19 protein-coding genes and 1 riboswitch are annotated in these 18,235 nt (G+C 42.1%); of the genes, 7 read left to right on the top strand and 12 right to left on the bottom strand.

Features of this window, described 5'->3' with window-relative positions; all coding sequences use genetic code 11:
• Positions 1 to 44: 44 nt before the first annotated feature.
• From ACR65H_RS12935 to ACR65H_RS12905, 7 genes are all read right to left on the bottom strand, one after another.
• The gene (locus tag ACR65H_RS12935) at positions 45 to 998 is read right to left on the bottom strand and encodes a calcium/sodium antiporter (RefSeq protein WP_440500756.1); all 954 of its coding nucleotides are present in this window, start codon (positions 996 to 998) and stop codon (positions 45 to 47) included.
• A gap of 114 nt (positions 999 to 1,112) precedes the next feature.
• The gene (locus tag ACR65H_RS12930) at positions 1,113 to 2,909 is read right to left on the bottom strand and encodes a PDDEXK-like family protein (RefSeq protein ID WP_440500754.1); all 1,797 of its coding nucleotides are present in this window, start codon (positions 2,907 to 2,909) and stop codon (positions 1,113 to 1,115) included.
• A gap of 264 nt (positions 2,910 to 3,173) precedes the next feature.
• Positions 3,174 to 4,124: a phospho-N-acetylmuramoyl-pentapeptide-transferase gene (gene mraY, locus ACR65H_RS12925; RefSeq protein WP_440500753.1), complete on the bottom strand. Its 951-nt coding sequence runs from the start codon at positions 4,122 to 4,124 to the stop codon at positions 3,174 to 3,176.
• Positions 4,125 to 4,246: 122 nt separating this feature from the next.
• The gene (locus ACR65H_RS12920) at positions 4,247 to 4,561 is read right to left on the bottom strand and encodes a hypothetical protein (RefSeq protein WP_440500752.1); all 315 of its coding nucleotides are present in this window, start codon (positions 4,559 to 4,561) and stop codon (positions 4,247 to 4,249) included.
• A gap of 205 nt (positions 4,562 to 4,766) precedes the next feature.
• Complete coding sequence (locus ACR65H_RS12915) at positions 4,767 to 5,405, bottom strand: vWA domain-containing protein (RefSeq protein ID WP_440500751.1); 639 nt, start codon at positions 5,403 to 5,405, stop codon at positions 4,767 to 4,769.
• Positions 5,406 to 5,484: 79 nt separating this feature from the next.
• Positions 5,485 to 5,994 carry a hypothetical protein gene (locus ACR65H_RS12910; protein ID WP_440500749.1) on the bottom strand — a complete coding sequence of 170 codons (510 nt, stop codon included), beginning with the start codon at positions 5,992 to 5,994 and terminating at the stop codon, positions 5,485 to 5,487.
• An 88-nt stretch (positions 5,995 to 6,082) separates the two neighbouring features.
• Positions 6,083 to 6,889, bottom strand: a complete 807-nt coding sequence (locus ACR65H_RS12905; protein ID WP_440500748.1) for an aldo/keto reductase family protein — start codon at positions 6,887 to 6,889, stop codon at positions 6,083 to 6,085.
• Positions 6,890 to 7,301: 412 nt separating this feature from the next.
• Between ACR65H_RS12905 and ACR65H_RS12900 the strand changes: the two genes are divergently transcribed.
• Positions 7,302 to 8,252, top strand: a complete 951-nt coding sequence (locus ACR65H_RS12900) for a hypothetical protein (RefSeq protein WP_440500747.1) — start codon at positions 7,302 to 7,304, stop codon at positions 8,250 to 8,252.
• 283 nt (positions 8,253 to 8,535) lie between these two features.
• Here ACR65H_RS12900 and ACR65H_RS12895 read toward each other — a convergent pair whose 3' ends face one another.
• A complete protein-coding gene (locus tag ACR65H_RS12895) occupies positions 8,536 to 9,831 on the bottom strand; it encodes an NCS2 family permease (RefSeq protein ID WP_440500745.1) in 1,296 nt (431 codons plus the stop codon).
• 153 nt (positions 9,832 to 9,984) lie between these two features.
• Positions 9,985 to 10,085: riboswitch (purine riboswitch) on the bottom strand.
• Positions 10,086 to 10,251: 166 nt separating this feature from the next.
• Between ACR65H_RS12895 and ACR65H_RS12890 the strand changes: the two genes are divergently transcribed.
• A complete protein-coding gene (locus ACR65H_RS12890) occupies positions 10,252 to 10,554 on the top strand; it encodes a hypothetical protein (protein WP_440500743.1) in 303 nt (100 codons plus the stop codon).
• Positions 10,555 to 11,164: 610 nt separating this feature from the next.
• Here the strand turns inward: ACR65H_RS12890 and ACR65H_RS12885 are convergent.
• The 3 genes from ACR65H_RS12885 to ACR65H_RS12875 all read right to left on the bottom strand — a co-directional run bounded on the left by ACR65H_RS12885 (position 11,165) and on the right by ACR65H_RS12875 (position 13,527).
• Positions 11,165 to 11,248, bottom strand: coding sequence for a putative holin-like toxin (locus tag ACR65H_RS12885; protein ID WP_440500987.1), 84 nt, complete (start codon positions 11,246 to 11,248; stop codon positions 11,165 to 11,167).
• A 135-nt stretch (positions 11,249 to 11,383) separates the two neighbouring features.
• Positions 11,384 to 13,048, bottom strand: a complete 1,665-nt coding sequence (locus ACR65H_RS12880) for a replicative DNA helicase (RefSeq protein ID WP_440500742.1) — start codon at positions 13,046 to 13,048, stop codon at positions 11,384 to 11,386.
• Positions 13,045 to 13,527, bottom strand: a complete 483-nt coding sequence (locus ACR65H_RS12875; protein WP_440500740.1) for a hypothetical protein — start codon at positions 13,525 to 13,527, stop codon at positions 13,045 to 13,047. Before ACR65H_RS12875 ends, ACR65H_RS12880 begins: the two co-directional genes overlap by 4 nt.
• A gap of 228 nt (positions 13,528 to 13,755) precedes the next feature.
• On the opposite strand from ACR65H_RS12875, the gene ACR65H_RS12870 reads away from it, so the two are divergent.
• The 3 genes from ACR65H_RS12870 (at position 13,756) to ACR65H_RS12860 (ending at position 14,543) form a co-directional block, all read left to right on the top strand.
• A complete protein-coding gene (locus ACR65H_RS12870) occupies positions 13,756 to 13,974 on the top strand; it encodes a DUF1659 domain-containing protein (RefSeq protein ID WP_440500739.1) in 219 nt (72 codons plus the stop codon).
• Positions 13,975 to 14,011: 37 nt separating this feature from the next.
• The gene (locus tag ACR65H_RS12865) at positions 14,012 to 14,230 is read left to right on the top strand and encodes a DUF2922 domain-containing protein (RefSeq protein WP_440500737.1); all 219 of its coding nucleotides are present in this window, start codon (positions 14,012 to 14,014) and stop codon (positions 14,228 to 14,230) included.
• Between the two features lie 184 nt (positions 14,231 to 14,414).
• Complete coding sequence (locus ACR65H_RS12860; RefSeq protein WP_317946147.1) at positions 14,415 to 14,543, top strand: YvrJ family protein; 129 nt, start codon at positions 14,415 to 14,417, stop codon at positions 14,541 to 14,543.
• A 161-nt stretch (positions 14,544 to 14,704) separates the two neighbouring features.
• On the opposite strand, the gene ACR65H_RS12855 is transcribed toward ACR65H_RS12860, so the two are convergent.
• On the bottom strand, positions 14,705 to 15,109 hold the full coding sequence (locus tag ACR65H_RS12855; RefSeq protein WP_440500735.1) for a helix-turn-helix domain-containing protein: 405 nt from the start codon (positions 15,107 to 15,109) through the stop codon (positions 14,705 to 14,707).
• A gap of 510 nt (positions 15,110 to 15,619) precedes the next feature.
• On the opposite strand from ACR65H_RS12855, the gene ACR65H_RS12850 reads away from it, so the two are divergent.
• Both ACR65H_RS12850 and nhaC read left to right on the top strand, forming a co-directional pair.
• Positions 15,620 to 16,639: a uroporphyrinogen decarboxylase family protein gene (locus ACR65H_RS12850; RefSeq protein WP_440500734.1), complete on the top strand. Its 1,020-nt coding sequence runs from the start codon at positions 15,620 to 15,622 to the stop codon at positions 16,637 to 16,639.
• 52 nt (positions 16,640 to 16,691) lie between these two features.
• Positions 16,692 to 18,086: a Na+/H+ antiporter NhaC gene (gene nhaC / locus ACR65H_RS12845; RefSeq protein WP_440500733.1), complete on the top strand. Its 1,395-nt coding sequence runs from the start codon at positions 16,692 to 16,694 to the stop codon at positions 18,084 to 18,086.
• The last annotated feature ends 149 nt before the right edge of the window (positions 18,087 to 18,235 follow it).

The following is an 18,235-nucleotide window of genomic DNA, read 5'->3' as shown; positions in this document are numbered from 1 at the left end:
TTCTAGCAGGAAAAAGAGTCTTATACGAATTGTGGTCCCTGTTATTAATTCCGTATGATAATATACGCCATGTAAATGATGTAGGCGATGCCAAGCACTGCTCCTTCTCGCTTTCCAATCTTGAAGTTCGTTCTTGAGAAAATCAATAATACGATAGTCAGCGCAATCATCAGAATGACATCCATGAAAATCTTATCATTGACCGCTAATGGAGAAATCGTAGCCGATGCACCTAGTACAAAAAGAATGTTAAAAATGTTACTCCCGACAATATTCCCTAGCGCAATTTCACTTTCTTTTTTCAGTGCCGCAGAGATGGATGTGACAAGTTCGGGTAAGGATGTGCCAATTGCAATGATCGTTAACCCCACCAATGTTTCACTCATCCCAAGGGAGTAAGCAATTTCTGTTCCGTTTTTTACTACCAAATTTCCTCCAAAGATTATTGCAGCCAATCCTAACACGGTAATTACTATATTTTTACCCCATTTGATGTTCTCAGGAACTGGATCACCAGCTGTATCTTTTCGGCTTTTCAGGCCGAGTTCAATTATATAGTACATAAAGATGGATAAAAACAATAAAAAGATAAATCCATCACTTCGTGTAAGCAAGTTGCTAGTGGACCCTTGCAAAGAAATATCACTCATGAGAATTAGCAATGCCGCACTTGCGAGTAAGGTAAATGGGATTTCTTTTCGAATGGTTTCACTTTCAACTCTCAACGGATATAAAAAAGCAGCTACACCTACAACAAGGGTAATGTTAAAAATATTGCTTCCGACTACGTTACCCAGTGAAACATCTGCACTTCCTTCCAGTGCTGCAATAATACTGACAGTCGCTTCCGGTGAACTTGTTCCAAAAGCCACAATCGTTAACCCAATTAAAATAGACGGAACCCGAAGCAGTTTTGCAATATTAGAAGACCCGTCAACAAAGAGGTCTGCTCCTTTTATTAACAATGCAAATCCAACAATTAATAAAATATAAGCCATTGTTTGCTCTCCCTACTTCATAATTTCAATCAATACATACCCCAATGTTACGGAATTAAAAAGCTGGATACAGTATTGTACATCTGAATCCCTCCTTTTAAACTCAGCTACATTCTACAGCTTATTCATATTCAAACCCGCAATCGCCTTTGCAACCCCATCTCTAAAAGCTGCATAACCTTTATGAGCAACCAACGCATCCATCGCCGTTTTTAGCTCTGCAGCATCCTCCAAATTCTCAACAGGCACTGCCTTGGAATAAATACGAGTAAAACGTCTTCCTTCCTCATAAGCAAGCGCCCGGACAGGAATGCCTTGTTCCTCCAAGCTCTTCAATAAATGAGTTCTTTCCCTCTGTGGGAGCGGACCTACCTCAACGATCAACCGGACCTTCAAATTCTGTCTTTCAAACCAAGCAATAAATGGATAGCCGAGCCAGTACTTTTCTGTCACTTGGTACTCCGAAGGCAACTGCGTCCACTCAGGTTCCATAAAACTAGGCACGGTATGATTGACATTATAATAATCAGATGCAATCCGCTGTTCATTCACAAACTGAGTAAAAGCTTTTTCTAAAGGAGAGGAAATCGCTACTTCAGTAACGTCAATGATCGGAAGGCTATCGTCAGTTGCCACTATAACCGCCTCATTGCTTATTCGTAAGAAAGACTGAAAGGATTCCTTCTCGTACAGCCGCAGCATGGATTCAACTAACGCATCGATATCTTCCCACGAAATCGGACGATCTGCATCCATATAAATATTTGTATACTGTCTTCCTTCTTCAAAAGCGTACTCTTTTACGTTGACGCCTCTCACCTTTAACGCCTGTAAAAGCCGCACTCGATTTTCATGATGTAACGGACCCACCTGCACGGTCAGTTTCAAACGGTCTTCCACCTGTTCAAACCAAGCAATCAGTCCCTTATTCATCCACCATTTCTTACGCAAGTCGTTCTCGTCAAACAGCTCGTCCCACGTCTGCTCAATGAAGTGCGGCACACGGAAATGGGGCGTATACAAATGCTCCGGCCAGTCCAACTTTCGGGCAAATCGAATAAATGCCTCCCGTAAGAAGCTGCTGCCGACCTTTACGACAAAGTCAATCGTCTCCTTATATTGACTGTAAATCTGGCTCAATTCATTCGCAAAACTGCTCTCTACCATCCTTCCCTTTCCAGCACCAGCAAGGAGGTCAACAGCTTCCTTATGGTTTTTATATAGAGCCATCCCTTTCTCATTCAGCTCATTATTTTGAACCAACTGATCCTCTAAAATATCGATGTAATAGGAAATGAAAGAATGCACGTCTGGATGCATATACTCTTTATTCGCATCCGTCATATTGTTAAGGATGTCCAACACATCCGAATAACCAAGCATCAAATAGTCCTCATGCGTTGGCTCCTCATCCTGCAACGTCAAAAACACCGGAATGATTTTATAGCCATCATAAGCCATCCGGACAAACTCGATATATTCTTCAAGCTGCCCCTCCGATTCATTCGACCAAAACTTGTTTTCTATCAGGAACGCCACTTGATGCAAGTCAGAGATTGCCAACAGATCGATTCGTTTCCTGTTTGGCGTCGTCAACTCTTTATACACGATGAGATCATGATACGACTGGCGGCTCAACTGAAGGACATCATAATTCGCAATCTTGTCCTCATCATCATAATTCGCAGGATTGACAAAGACTTTCGCAATCAACTTCTTGATGAAGTAAGAATCCAAATCATGATTCTGCCGCGGATCCATCAGCCACCCCAACACATTGGAATGACGGATTTCATAATTATCGACTTGGAGTACTTTGAACGGATTGAAGCGGTTAAAGTGGTTATGTAGGTACGTGAAATCCTGTGAATCCTCGATGAGGGATAGGATTTGTTGTTGGTGGTTGGGCATGTGGGTTCCTCCTGAGTCAAATGGTTTTGGAGAGTGCTTTTGTTGAAAAAACGGTATTATAATAAAAATAACACGCTTATACTAAAAAGGACCACCTAATTCTACCAACATTAGGCGGTCTGTAATAAGTAATAGCGGGTTCCCTTCAAAGGGGGAATCAGCCGGGTATTAAAATAATCCATCCACTATGAGCGGGCACTCAAGGTTGGATTATTTTTTATGGTTACACTTTTATCGTAGGAACTTTTCACTTTGAAAAGCAAATTACATAAATTTATACCAATACAAATAAGAAAGAACACAACCTAACCAGGAAATAAAGCCAAAAATTATGACTATCTTATTTTCGGACCATCTGTATTTTTTACGAAAATGATAATGGATTGGCGCCATTATAAATAGTCTTTTTCTAGTGAGTTTATAGTAACGAACTTGAATAATAACCGAAAATATTTCCGCGAAATAAATAATAAAGAGGAAAGGTACGAGAATTTCCACATGTTCAATTACTGATAAGAAAGCCAATAATCCTCCTAATGCTAAAGATCCCGTATCACCCATGAATCCCTTTGCTGGATAAAGATTAAATAGTAAAAATCCAAGAAGACATCCTATAAGGGCTATGGAAATTATTTTAACTTCAATATAGCTACTGGTTAGGAAAAAGAAAGTCAAGGTTGGAATAGATACATTCGCCAAAAGTCCATCCATCCCATCCGTAAAATTAACGGCATTAGCTGATCCTACAATAAACAGTGTTATTATTAATAAGTACAATGCCATGGGTAAAGAGAAAGATATATCTTTTGTAATGATGATCGCGGAGTTAAAATCAAAATAAGTAATCAATAAATATAAGATAACAAACGTAAATAGAAATTGAAAAAACAGTTTAGATTTACCTGAAATACCTTCAGGGTCTTTTCTCGCGGCTTTCCAAAAGTCATCTAAAAAACCAACAAAACCAAATAATAGAAAGACAGTACATAATAGAAGCATTAAACTGCTGGTCTTAAAATACAATGCGACCAGCACACCTATATAAAAGACGATTCCTATCGCTAAGGGAGTTCCTTTCTTTCGCTGTTGATCTGATGGTAGTTCCTTCCTTATAGGTTGCGTGAAATTTAAACGCTTAAATAGGAAAATGACTATAGGAGTAACAAGTGTAACTAGTAAAAAGGAAATAATTCCAACGTAAAACTCCTGAGACATTGATCATTCAGCTCCAGCCTAGTATTTTTTAAAAGCAACATATCTTGCATGATGCATACACCGCCCTGCCTTAAACACTATGGCGCTTAGCATTCACCTTCTCCGTATACCGATTTTTGAATTTAAAGGTTGAGCTCAGTGAAAAGGCGATGATAGAATGGACATCCTGCATTTCCGCTTGTCCTATGTACGTAAGCAAAGCTTGCACATGGCTGTAATTTTGCCGAATCGGATTGTGCATTTTTGTTTTCTTCCCGCTCTCCATTCGGAATATACACATCATGGTAGACCGTGTCAGCATCCCCTAATTTCCGGAGCTTGGCCTTTACAACCCACTCTCCATACTTCCCTTTGATAACCGGCATTTTCCATTGCAGTATGATCGATAAGATCACGAACATAACGACAATCGGAAACGCTATAACTGAAACCTTCACTAATTGAATAGTACCACAACAATTACAATATGTTCCATGTGAGAAAGAAAGATTATTAGGTTATCCGAACCCCTCTATAATTCCCCACCCATATATAAAGCAGTGCTTTAAAGACCAATTAAAAACGCCCAAGAGCATAGTTTCCCTATCCTCTCAGGCATATTGAATACGTAATCTGATGGCTTCACGTCTATTCAAGAAGAACCTAGCGCTTTGAACAGCGCGAGTTGAAATCCATTTCAATTTTCTCTTTCCAATCTTCCTTGATTTCGCTATTGGCCCTAAACGAACTGATCGTTTCACTGATTACATTGTAGTTCAGTTCTGTTCCGTCTCCGTCCGCGTGAAAATTGGCAGCGCGGTCTTTTGAAATCCCGAATTGGCTGGCGGTTGAGATGGCATCGATATTGGCGCCAAGGAAGATGAATTCCCAGCCTTCTTTGCTTTTACGTACGTCAATGAGTTCCCGGACCTTTTCATAGGTGAATTCACAGCTCGCATTTTCCAACCCGTCCGTCGTAATGATAAACAACACATTCCCTGCATGCTTCTCTTGCGCATGGCTGATGCGGAGAATCGTCTTCCCGATTGCGTCCAGTAGAGCAGTCGTACCCCTTACGTAATACTCCTTGCTCGTCATCGGTTGAATGGCTTGCAGATCCACACCATCATGCAGCACTTCATAGGCATCATCAAATAGGACAGTCGTGACGCGCGCCTCTCCCGCCTCGTTCTTCTGTTTTGCCAGCATCCCGTTAAAGCCGCCGATCGTGTCACTTTCCAGCCCGCTCATTGACCCGCTACGATCCAGAATAAAAACCAGTTCCGTCGTGCTTGTTTTCATGTTGTTTCCTCCTCAACCTTATTGTAAGTTGAGAATACCATTTCAAAATGACGGCCAGGTCGCTTGCGAAGCGACAAATTTATACACCTAACACATTCTGCCCGAATGCAAACAACGCTTCATTAATTTCAAACAGATCATAGTTCCCTTGTTCAATAAAAAACTCGATGATCAAATCCGATTTGCTGCTAGGCGACAAAGCGAACCCTGCCCGCAGCAACAAATCGTGCGTCTCATCCAAACTCAATTGCAGCGCAAGCGCAAAAGCAATCACCGTCGGTTTACTCGGACGGTACTCACGATCATTCCCGATCTTCGAAAAAAGCTTCCGATCGATACGCGCTCTCTTATACGTTTCGCTGTCCGTCATCCCTTTTTCATCAATCTTGCGCAGGAGCATTTCCGTGAACGTTTCATCCACATTTTCCAAAAGGTCCTTCAAACTGCGGCGGCTTTCATTGAGGATTATTTCCGCTTCAAACAGCTCATGGGGGTCTTCTTCTAGTTGATAGATTGGGGAAAGTTCTTCTATGTAATGTTTATCGAGGTAGTGTTGAATTGTTGTTTTTAATTGGTCAGATAGGGTCATCGGAGTCTCCTTTTCGCTATTTTAGTAATGTAAATGAAAATGAATGAAGGGTACCGGGCTCAATGAGAACCAAGTACCCGAAACTCCATTATAAAGCAGCAATCCGGTCACGTTCGCTTGCAGTCAGTTCAAAATCAAAGATATCTAAGCATTGTGCTTGGCGGTCTTTATTATGAGACTTCGGAATGACGATGACATCACGTTCAATTTGATAGCGCAAAACAACTTGCGCGTATGTTTTGCCGTATTGGCTGCCGATTTCATCTAACACCTGCTTGGCATTTTCATCGATACCGCGTAATGGAGACCATGCGACAGTTGCAATACCTTTACTTTCATTATAAGCAATTAATTCTTCATTCCAATTTCCGACTTGAGATTTAATTTGATTAACAGCCGGTGTAATACTGCCCTGTTCAAGAAGTAAATCAAGATGTTCTTTTTCAAAGTTCGAAACACCAATCGACTTGAACACACCGCGGTTATAGTAGTCTTCTAAAATACTCCATGCCTCCAACATCCCAGCATGATCATCCCATGGTTTATGGATCAGGAACAAATCAATATAGTCCGTTTGTAATTTCTCTAAGCTTTTTTCAATCTCGGCATGGGCCCAGTCTGCACCACCGAAACCTTCAAATGTATTGAGCTTCGTCGTGATAAAGAAATCTTCACGTGGCAGTGATGACTTCTTTAACCCATCTCCAAGAACTTCCTCATTTGCATACAATTGAGCAGAGTCAAAATGACGGTAGCCGTTTTCAATGGCCCAGTCGATTTCTTGCGTGTCTCCTCTTAAGGCACCTACGTATTGGTTTCCTTCTTTGCCATACGTATTTGTACCACTTCCTACGATTGGAATGTCAATGCCGTTATTCAATGTACGATACTTCATCTTAACCCCTCCTATGCTATATTTCTCACCTTACCTTAGTGATGGGTGCCTGCGCAAGGTTGGAATCTATTTATTCAATACAATTTCATAATTATGAAAGATGGCCGCTATCTTCGCGGGGAATCTTCTTTTCTAACGGTTTTTTATTTAGATTAGTTGAATTAATATGAATATGTCTTACACAGGCACCTTTACAATGGCTAACGCATACAACTACGTGTGGAGTGAATGTCTGCTGGACAGTGCCCGCGCATGGGAAGCCGAGTACACTGTCCCCGAGCCGTCCTTCGTACTGACCTTGCATTAATTCTCCCGGATAGGAGTAATCGTACAGAGGTGTCCACCGTTAGTTTAGGATGGATGGCAAAGCATTTCTTTGCCGTCAAATAAAATTGCTAAGGAGAACTTTCACATGCTTAAAAGATCGATAATCACTGCGTTTGTATTGGCTTTTAGTATTTCGGCAACTGCTGTTTACGCGAAGCCTTCCGAAAAACATGTCCCCGATGAATATAAGGAGCTGTACGCTAAGAATACCCTGACCGAAGAAAGGCTGGCCATGCTGGAAAAAGCCATAGTCCCCACTTCCCCGGATAAAACAATCGAGCTATGGGCAAAAGCGGTGACGGAACGGAATGGCGCCCTTCAATATGCATTGTTTACCGACAATGCAAGGGCTGGAGTGAAAGGGACATTTGAGAGTTTCCACTGGGTGACGGGCGTTTCAAGTCCATGGGTGGAATCGTACAAAGTGATTGGCAAAAAGGAAACCAAGGATAGAACGAAGGAATATGTGGTCGAGTTCGATTTGGCTACCTCAACCGGCTATGCGGGAACAGACAAGGCGAGGGTCGGACTGGTTGAACAGGATGGCAAATGGTTCATTGCCGGGGTTGGCCCCGCTGAGGATGGATCATTCGGCATCTGGAACACGCCGGAATCGGTGAACGAAGCAGCTTTGGAAAAAAAACTGAAGAATATCAAGTCATTCGAAAGCAAATACGGCTTCACCATTCAATTCCTGAAAAAGGACATGGACAAATTGGTGATTACTGACACGACTTGCCGGAACGAAGAAGGCAATCCACCTTGCACGAACTTCTATTACAAAGATCCAAGCAGTAAAAAGGAGATCCTGGTCGGCACAGTGATCCGCCTGACAGACAAACAGGCAAATTCAAGTTACTACAAGGACCACCCTTTCCTCAACAAGCTCGGGGAGAGCAACAAGCACTATTTTTACGCAATCTATCCGAGCGAAAACCCTTATGGAAAAAAAGAGAAGTCGGCAAAAGGCAAAGAGTGGAGCCGTTTGTTGAATCTTATGAAAGAGCGTACCGCACATATCCTGTTTTCCAAGTAGGACACATGCTGGCCCCGAATACCTGAAACACGCTATTCGGAGCCAGCTCTTGCTTTTGCTGCGCCGTGCGATTTGAGGCGGTGCCAGATTGTCGATACAATGGTGGCACACCATATCTTTAATTTAAGCTCTACCTTAAAATTGTTAGGGGTTGAAACGATATTAACAGGTGTTAGGCCTGAAGTGTAAGAACTATCGAAATCGTATTTAAAAATGCCATAAACCTTTAAGAATAAAGGGTTTATGGCATTTTGTATTTTAATAATAATTTCCTTACCTAAAGCTACACGATAAACGCAAAGTATAGGATAAATAACAAACCAAGCACATACATGATTGGATGAATTTCTTTATACCGCTTTTGTGCTAGGAAACAAAGTGGATAAAGAATAAAACCAAATGCAAGACCCATTGCCACACTCGAAGTGAGGGGCATCATGATTATGGTTAAGAAGGATGGAATCACAATTTCCAGCCTGCTCCAGTCTATTTTTCTTATTTCCATTGCCATTAATGCGCCTACAATAATTAACGCAGGGGCTGTTACTTCCAAAGTAATAACAGATAATATCGGTGAAAAGAACAACGCAATCGCAAAGCAAGCAGCAATAACGACAGACGTAAAGCCTGTTCTACCACCGACTGCAATGCCAGCAGAAGATTCAACACTCGTCGCAGGTGTGGATGTACCCAATATAGCTCCCACTGCACTAGCGGTAGAATCAGCAAGCAATGCTCTTCCTATATTCGGCACAGTATTCCCTTTCATCATTCCCGCTTGACTGGCCAGTGCAATTAAAGCACCCGCCGTATCAAAAAAGGCAACTAGTAAAAAAGTGAAGATCACTGCCAATAATTCAGGGGTGAATATCTGATCTAAATGGGAAAACACGACACCAAAGGTTGGTTTCAAGCTCGGTATACTTCCAATGATTTGTGAAGGACCATTTATTAATCCGACCATCATCCCAATAATTGTGGTGATGATCATTCCATAAAAAATTCCTCCACGTATTCCTCGTACTAACATGACAATCGTAATGACCAAGCCAAAAATGGCGAGCAGGGTCGAAGGTGATGTTAAGTTTCCAATCGAAACAAATGTATCAGGATTGGAAATAATAAGTCCTCCATTTTTCATCCCAATAAATGTAATGAAGAATCCGATTCCAGCAGCGATCGCATATTTTAAATCCAATGGGATGATCGTAATAATCTTCTCGCGGATTTTCATTAAACTTAATAACATGAAAATGACTCCTGCAATAAAAACACCGGTTAATGCGACTTCCCATTGTATGCCCATCCCGATACAGACAGAAAAAGTGAAAAATGAATTCAAACCCATACTTGGTGCAATCCCGATCGGGAAGTTTGCAAGCAACCCAATAAGCAGTGTGCCGATAATCGCCGTAAGAGCGGTTGCCGTAAATACAGCCCCACTATCCATCCCAGCTTGGCTGAGGATAAGTGGATTGACGACTAATATATACGCGATGGAAAGGAAGGTTGTCACGCCTGCGAGTGTTTCCTGCTTATAGGAAGTATTCCGTTCAGCGAATTTAAAAAAGTTTCTCATGTTGTAATCTCCTATTTGCTAAAGTAAAGAATGAATAGTCATGGTTTCAAGAATCATTTTTCAACCAGTTCATACTATTATGCCCTATAATATAAAAAAACTTTGGCCTAAGTTAGGACAAAGTTTTTTCTACAAAAAAGGAATATAAAATTGCATTACTTTCACATTCCTTGTAGACGAGCTATTTATGGTAGCTGGTAGAAACTTTCAAGCCGTATTCTTGAATTTATACAAGGTATTCTATTCTTTTTAAAAAACAATAGAGGAATTGTAACAAATTTAGATGGGAACGTCAATAAACAAGTGAAGGGTACCAGGTTCTGAAATGATTTCGAAACTAAATGAGAATTTTATATGATATTGAACCGCTACGGAATCAATAGTATACTTAATAAAATGTAGAGAACTGGAGTGATCCCGATGGAGAATCAATTGACCGAAATGATGGTAAAAGTCATGGACAAGCTGTCTTCAATCGAATCTGAAATGACGAGCATGAAGTCAGAAATGGCCGGTTTGAAAACAGAGATGAACACAAGATTTGACGCTGTCGATACACGGTTGGATGCGGTAGAATCCAAATTGACAGGGGTAGGCCAACATTTCGAAGAGTTATCCAAGAACATTCAAGTCAAAGATAATTTGACGAAAGAACTTAAATACATTACCCATAAGGTAAATGCACTGGACCGTGAGTTATTTATGCGCACCAATCCACAATAAGTTATTCGTTAATGATGGCTTGCATCGCAGGCCTTGATTAAATATTTTCTCAAAACGTCCATTGTTTGCGTAGCAGACACTGGACGTTTTCATGTCGCTTTTAAAATAGATTTCCGCTTCCACGCATCGGAAGTTAAAATCGGTACCTGTGCAAGAAACATTCATGTTAATTCAAACACTTTGGATATTAGTAAATGAATATTTTAGAAATTCCAATCTATCAACATTTCTATTTCATCTTTACGCATTTGTAGTGTATTGTCTGAATTCAATCTTGCACAGGTACCTTTTGCAATTTTAAGCGCGATGACGTACATGTTTTTCAGAGGAAAACGAGTAGCGTCCCCTACAGTGAAAGGTAGCAGGTTCTAAAACAATTCGAAATTCAATGAGAACCTGTCACTTGAAGTTATGATGCAAATTGGTTGTATCTCCCAATAAGCTGTCCTATACTAAAAATAAGATACAAGTAATTGATCACATTGAATAAACTAAAAAGACCACCTAATGCTGCTAACATTAGACGGTTTGTAATAGCAGGTTCCCTACAAGGGGATCAGCTCTTTAGGCAAAGTAATCCATCCGTATTGAGCTCCCACTCAAGGATGGATTATTTTTTGTTGTGGAACGACAATATTGCTACAATCAATGCTCCGAAAGTGAATACGAGCATTAGTGCTTGATATACTGTCATGCGACCACCTCCCTTCATCGGGAAATGGCCGACCACCCTAGGCTTAGGATAAGTGGATTGACGACTAATATATACGCTATGGATAGGAAGGTTGTCATATACACTTGTTCAAGTGGTTAGCTCCATTCAAACCCCTCATCCACACACTTCCCCTGCATAATACGGAAAACACACCGCCTCCCGCTTCAGCTCACGAAAACACCGAAACTCACCCGTGTCTTCATAGTAAAAGGCCGCATCCATCTTGTTACTCACATCTCTGATTTCCTGCGCAAGCTGCCCGTAGATTTTATGGTGCTTCGCTCTCGCGTCTCCCTCATTATGTGCTAGATAAATCGCAAACCGTTTCCCGCTCATCGGCACAACGAAAAGCTTGATTGTACACATTTGCAGCCAATTTTCATCCCGCATTTTATACACCATCTCAAAATCCAACTCTTCATAACGTAACGTACTTTCGAGATCATCCAGTTTCACGATTCCTTTTTGCAACGCGTAGTAAACAGCATGTGCAGTTAATGGCTCTTCGTAAAAAATCGCATCATGAAGTAGCTCCCTCACTGTTTGTCCCAATCCCAACAACCTCCCCGTATATTTGTTATAAGCAGCGTAAGCCGTCCCGACTGGACCGTTCCTGTTTTTTGAAACGATGAGCTCCATGATGTTGTCGTTATCATCCTTCGTGTAGTACGCATCGCGGTATAAAAAGATGATGACATCCGCATCCTCCTCAATCGAGCCCGATTCCCGCAGATCCGACATGAGCGGGCGCTTATCATGCCGCTGTTCAACAGCCCGGCTTAACTGTGCAAGCGTTACGACCGGACAATTGAACTCTCGCGCCATCCCCTTCAATTCCTTCGTAATCTCAGAAACTTGCAAATGCTTCGTAATGCTTTTATCTTCCGAATGAATTAACGTCAGATAGTCAATCAAAATGAACGGCTTCATACCCGGATATTCATGAATCATCTTGCGCACTTTCATCCGCATTTCCGCAACCGTCTGCCTGCTCCGATCAAAAAACTGGATATTCGTCTCTGCCAGCCTTCCAATCGTTCTCACCCAATTCCCTTTTTGTGGCTCACTGAGCAGTCGATAGGGGTCGCGCATCCGCATTCTCGAAAAACGGCCTGTTGACGCAATCAACCGATCCCGCAAACTCGTATCTGCCATTTCAAGTGAAAAGATGATCGGCAAACGTCCTTGCCACCCGGCGTACTTCGCGATATGCAGCATGACGTCGGATTTCCCCATGCTCGGACGCGCTGCGATGATGGAGAGTTCACCGTCCTGGAAACCGTTCGTCATTTCATCGAGCTTGCTAATACCCGCTTGCGCTCCGTCCACAATTTCCTTTTCGATGAAAGGGTCTTCGTATACGTCCATCAGCAAATCAGATATGGCGGAGTGATCGCTCACCCGATTATCGAGAAGTGCATCGAGCTCACTCATAATTCGATCGATCGGCCAATTCTCCAATGCCGCCACGTGCAGTACATTCTGTTTCTCACGCTCCCGCCAAACGTCGAGCATCGCTCCTACATGGTCATCAAACTTCTCAACATGCGCATACTTCAAAAGGTCTTTCACATAATTCGCGCCGCCCAAATCCTGCGGACTGAATGTTGTGAGCAACGTTACGAGATCTACAGCCTTTCCTGACGCTCGCAGCTCCTTCATCGATTGGAAAATCATTTTATGTACCGGTCCCGCAAATTGGGAAACCGCCAAACCTGAATCTGTTATTAAATAATTCTCCTTCAACATCGAACCGAGTACCGCTTTTTCCGCAATCATATCGCTTCCCCCTTCGTCAGCTCTAATTTGAATTCATTCACAAAAAGATCTTTTCTTATATTCTTGTTTCTTTCTTTCTTACTAGCTGTGTTTGGTCTGTGCTTTGTCTGATGTCTGCCCGTGCTTTTGCCTGCTATATGTACATCGTTTCCTTGGTAGAACGCCCAATTGACAATGGTTATGATCCGATTTTTGTTCGTCGATTTGTCTGTCAAAAACCCAAGCGTTTCAAGTTTTTTTAACGTCCTCCGAAGTTTTGCCTCAGTCATCCCTCTCCCGCACCGGTGAATTAATGACGGAAGCGACGTTACAAACTGTCCAGGCTGCAACGTATACGTCTCTCCTCCCCATTCCCACTCCTTCTCCTCATAATTCGCCATTAACAGCATCGTTATCATAATTACCTTCTGCTCAGGCGTCGCATCCAGCCATATCGGATGATCCAAGATTGCGCGATGTAATTTCAACCAACCGTTCATGTTCATTCCCCCGTTTCATAATGTATGACCAGTCCCTTCATCCTCTATATAGATTCAAGTTCGTGAAAAGGATACTTAAAGAAAAACTTTTTTTTAGAAATGAAAAAACACCAACCATGTTCGACTTTTTTGTCGATGGGTTGATGTATTTTTCATTATGAGACAAACGAAGAAAGTATCCTTTTCATCATTTCAAATCTATATAGTGTGTGAAAGGAGGGGAAGCAAATGGCGACATTCGAATTCAGAAACGCGGTTGGAAAGGTGTATTTCGACGGCGGGATGACGGAGGATGGGAAAATGATCAAAAAATCGAAGTCCTATCGTAACATCTCAGAAGGTGCAACGGCAGATGATCTACACAAAGCCCTTTCACAATTGGCACAGCTCTCCGAATATCCATTCATCGGAGCAGAACGGGTTGACACAGTAGACATTATGAACTAAGGCGATTTACAAATGAACTAAAAAGGAGAGATGAAGAATGGCGAAAACGTTACAACTGAACTTCGTTACGGCAGCTGGGAAGCAGACTTCACTCACAGTGGACGAGCCACGAGCTGGATTAACACCGACCGAAGTGGAGGCAGCCATGCAGGAAATTATTGACGCTCAAGTATTTGAAGTCGATGGCTCTTTTCTTGCAACTGTAAAAGGCGCCCGCATTGTCGAACGCACTGTAGAAGATCTTGTAAAAGCATAATAAGAAAAGGCTCTCCGGCTTGGCTGGGGAGCCTTTTCTTTACCCATTCCAGCTTCGGTCGGCAGCCTCTCGGGTCACTTCGGTCTTGTAAGAAAAGGCAAAGAGCGCCTTTTTTTCAAGCCCTCCAGTGCCTGTCGAGGCAAAAACGCCGCCCTACGCATTATAATAAGGAGGCGAATTCAAAATGGAACAATGGCTAAATTTCATACAACAAATCGGATTTCCGATCTTTGTATCTTTTTACCTCTTGCACCGGCTTGAAACGAAACTCGAGGCAATACACAATGCGCTTGTTTCTTTAAAAGTGAAATAAACTGAACTTCACTAAAAGATAAGATTTAATAAAGATACCAGGCACTCGTGCAAATCGAATATATTTGGTGTCTGGCTCCTCTCAACGTTGTAACTAAACTAACGAAATCCACATTAATAAATGCTAGGCTCTATAATAAGAACCTAGCATTTTTTATGTATTCATTGAAATTCCCGAAGTTCTTTCTCGCCCTCAAGTCGAATCGCATTCATTCTAATTTGTTCGCGCTTTTCTTCCGGTAAGCCTTGTTCAGCATACTGTATTACTTCCTTATCAAACAATTCTTCCATATCATTTTCCATAAAGTCTAAGCTTAATAATTGATCGAATGATTTGATTCGTAGAGCAATCATAATAGCTATTAGATGCTGAAGGTTTAATGTTACTTTCTTTCCGTTTTTCAATTCGTTTAGAGAAGCATAACGGATTCCCGTTAACTTTGAAAGTTCCACTAAGCTCATACCTAATTCTTCCAAGCGCTCAGAGATCTTGGTTTGCACTTTCACCTGTCCAAATTCTTCCATTGTTTCATTTACAATCTCATTTATATTCTTACTTTTTTTCATATTAAATCCTCTCATTTCATCCACAGATAAAATAGCGAGTCGGTCCGTGGGTGGACAATTTACAACAACGAAAACAGGAAAGGAATACACACACAAATACCGTTCATTTAACCCACGGAACAACACGCTACAATTTAAATTATACTACAAAAACATTATCCGTAGTTTAAATATAAAATGGAATCTCTTGCCTTTAGGCATCTTACCGGAAATCCCTGAGATCATTATACAAAACTGATCCCATTCATCAGGGAATTCATTCTCTCCGTGCTTCTCCATCATTCGTCCATCTTGAATAATAGGCAAGTCCGCCCATCCTAATGCATATACTCTAAAACATTTCCGAATGCGACACTGCCGTTCCTTGCCAAATTAAATTAAAACGCTATCTAACAATCACTTAATTAGAACCCGCCTTATGACTCATTCTTCGTTCAGATGGCGGGTAACTACACAGTTTCTATACTTCGGTATGAAGCGAATAGCCATATTACAAGGGAGGTATTACACATGTCAACATGGAGTAAAAAGGAGCGGTTTTCAGCCGTCCTGTCAGGAGAAATTGCGGATCGACCGCCTATTTCAGCGTGGGGGCACTTTGTTGGAAGAGAAGAAACAGCCATTGATTTGGCGCAAGCCACAATCGATTTTCAAAAAGATTATGATTGGGATTTTATTAAGATTAATCCGCGTGCCACGATATTCGGCGAAGCGTGGGGCAACGTATCTGATTTCAATAATTATGTTGGCGATGTGCCAGCAATTTCACATCATCTAGTTCATGGAGCAGATGAGTTAAATAAAATTCAAGAGTTGGACCCTACCAAAGGAGCATTCGGCGAACAATTAGAGGCAACGCGATTGATCAAAGAGAATGCGGGTGAGGATACCCCGGTATTGCAGACGATTTTTACCCCCATGGCGATTGTCGAGTATTTGTGTGGGCATCGAACTGTAGCATCAAGTCGTTCAGCCGATCGAAAATTAAGTCCGCTGTCCAATCTGATTGAAGAACATCCCGAAGATTTACACCGCGCCTTGCAAGCGATTACTGATACATTAGTGAACTATATTCAACATGCTATCAAAGCCGGTGCAGACGGATTCTTCTATGCGGTATTAGGTTTAGCCCGTGACGGTTTCCTTTCACCAGAGGAATTTAAAGAGTTCGGAACCAAATACGATCTGATGCTTTTAGAGGCTGCGAAAGATACCTCACTGCTCATGCATACGTGCGGTCCCCAATCTAATCCCGAACGCTTTAAGGATTACCCAGTCCATTCAATACATTGGGCGGATAATGCGCAAGGAAATCCTTCATTGCTAGAATCGATTAGCTGGAATAAGAAATGTTTAATGGGAGGTGTGGACGAAGAACTATTTAAGGACCAAGACTCTAACAGGGTTATCCATGAAGCTCGGAAGACAATCCAAGCATTAAAGGATCACCCGTTTATTCTCGCACCGGGCTGTGGCCTTCCAGTTGGCACGAATGCTCAGGTACTGAGGGATTTTAGAGATATATTTTAAAAGTGCAACTGGCCGTGTTACGAGACTACCAAACCGCAAAGGAGTGAAAAACGTGAAGAAGACAGTGAAACCGTCACTTGGCTATTCAATCATGCTTGTTCTTCTTGCAGTTTTAATGATCAGTATCGGGATGATCGTCTTTAAAGCATCTATCCAGATCATGATGTTTATTACTATGCTTTCGATCATCCCGTTCGTTATGCACTTAGGGTACAACTATAAGCAAGTTGAAGAATTCATGTTCTCAATGATGGGGAAAGTCATGAATCCTATTCTGATCATCATGGCTGTCGGGGCTCTCATTGGCGCATGGATTTTAGCGGGTACAGTCCCGACAATGATTTTTTACGGTTTAAAGTTGGTCTCTCCAGAATTTTTCTTGCTCACTTCCCTTCTCTTTTGTTCGATCGTCTCATTGGGTACAGGAACTTCCTTTGGCACAATGGGCACTGCAGGGCTTGCTTTAATAGGGATGGGCCAGGTACTAGGCGTGCCACCGGGAATGACGGCGGGTGCAATCATCAGCGGTGCATATTTCGGCGATAAAATGTCCCCCCTGTCAGACTCTACAAATATCGTGGCTGCAATGTCCGGAAGCAATTTGTTTACACATATCAAACACATGCTTTGGACAACGGTACCTGCCTATATTCTGACGGCGGTAATTTTTGGGGTGATTGACTTCACCCGCGACGGTTCCGCAAGCGGGTCCGATATCGACACAATCTTAGGTTACTTGAATGAAGGATTTAACATAGGTTTTGTTCCTTTAATTCCTATTCTTGTTTTAATCGTTCTGCTTGTCCTAAAAAAGCCTGCCGTACCGTCAATTTTTGTTGCAGCACTCGCTGGAGCATTTATTGCGATTGTTTATCAAGGCAATACAATCTCCACCGCTTTAAACACACTCTATACCGGATATCGTTTTGAGTCGGGTATTGCAGTGATGGATTCTTTGCTGCAACGGGGCGGCGTCTCCAGCATGTTAGGAATCGTTGCACTATTCCTGCTTGCACTTGGCTTAGGGGGGCTTCTTCAGGGCTCAGGCGCACTAAATACAATACTTGATGCTTTCGCAAGCCGCATTAAATCTGTCGGCGGTTTAATTGCATCCACAGTAATCGTCAGTTATATCACTGTCGGAACGAGCGGTGTTATCAGCTTTGCCGCCGCAATCACTGGTACTTTAATGGGGCCCCTTTATAAAAAGTTTGGCGTAAGACCTGAAAACCTCTCGCGAACGATTGAAGATACCGCAACGCAAAGTGCGCCGCTATTTCCTTGGAGTATAAATTCTATCTTTGCGGCTGCAACTCTTGGAGTGAGTCCAGCGGCTTTCATTCCCTTCTGTTTCTTGGCATTCCTAACTCCAGTTTTTGCACTCATATATGGATTTACAGGTTTTACTATAACGAAGTTCAATCCGGAAGGAATTGACACAGAATAAGTTCGAATTTAGGGAAGTAGCGGAGTCCCCCAATAGAAGATGAAAAGCATATGACCGGATATGGGCATATGCTTTTTCATTGTAGCTGGCATAGCTGAAGTGAAAAACGACTTCGTTTCTTCGTCCAATCTTCGCTTACTCATTCTATT

The organism is Sporosarcina sp. SAFN-015 (assembly GCF_059415085.1).
This window is presented reverse-complemented; position numbering and strand designations above follow the sequence as displayed.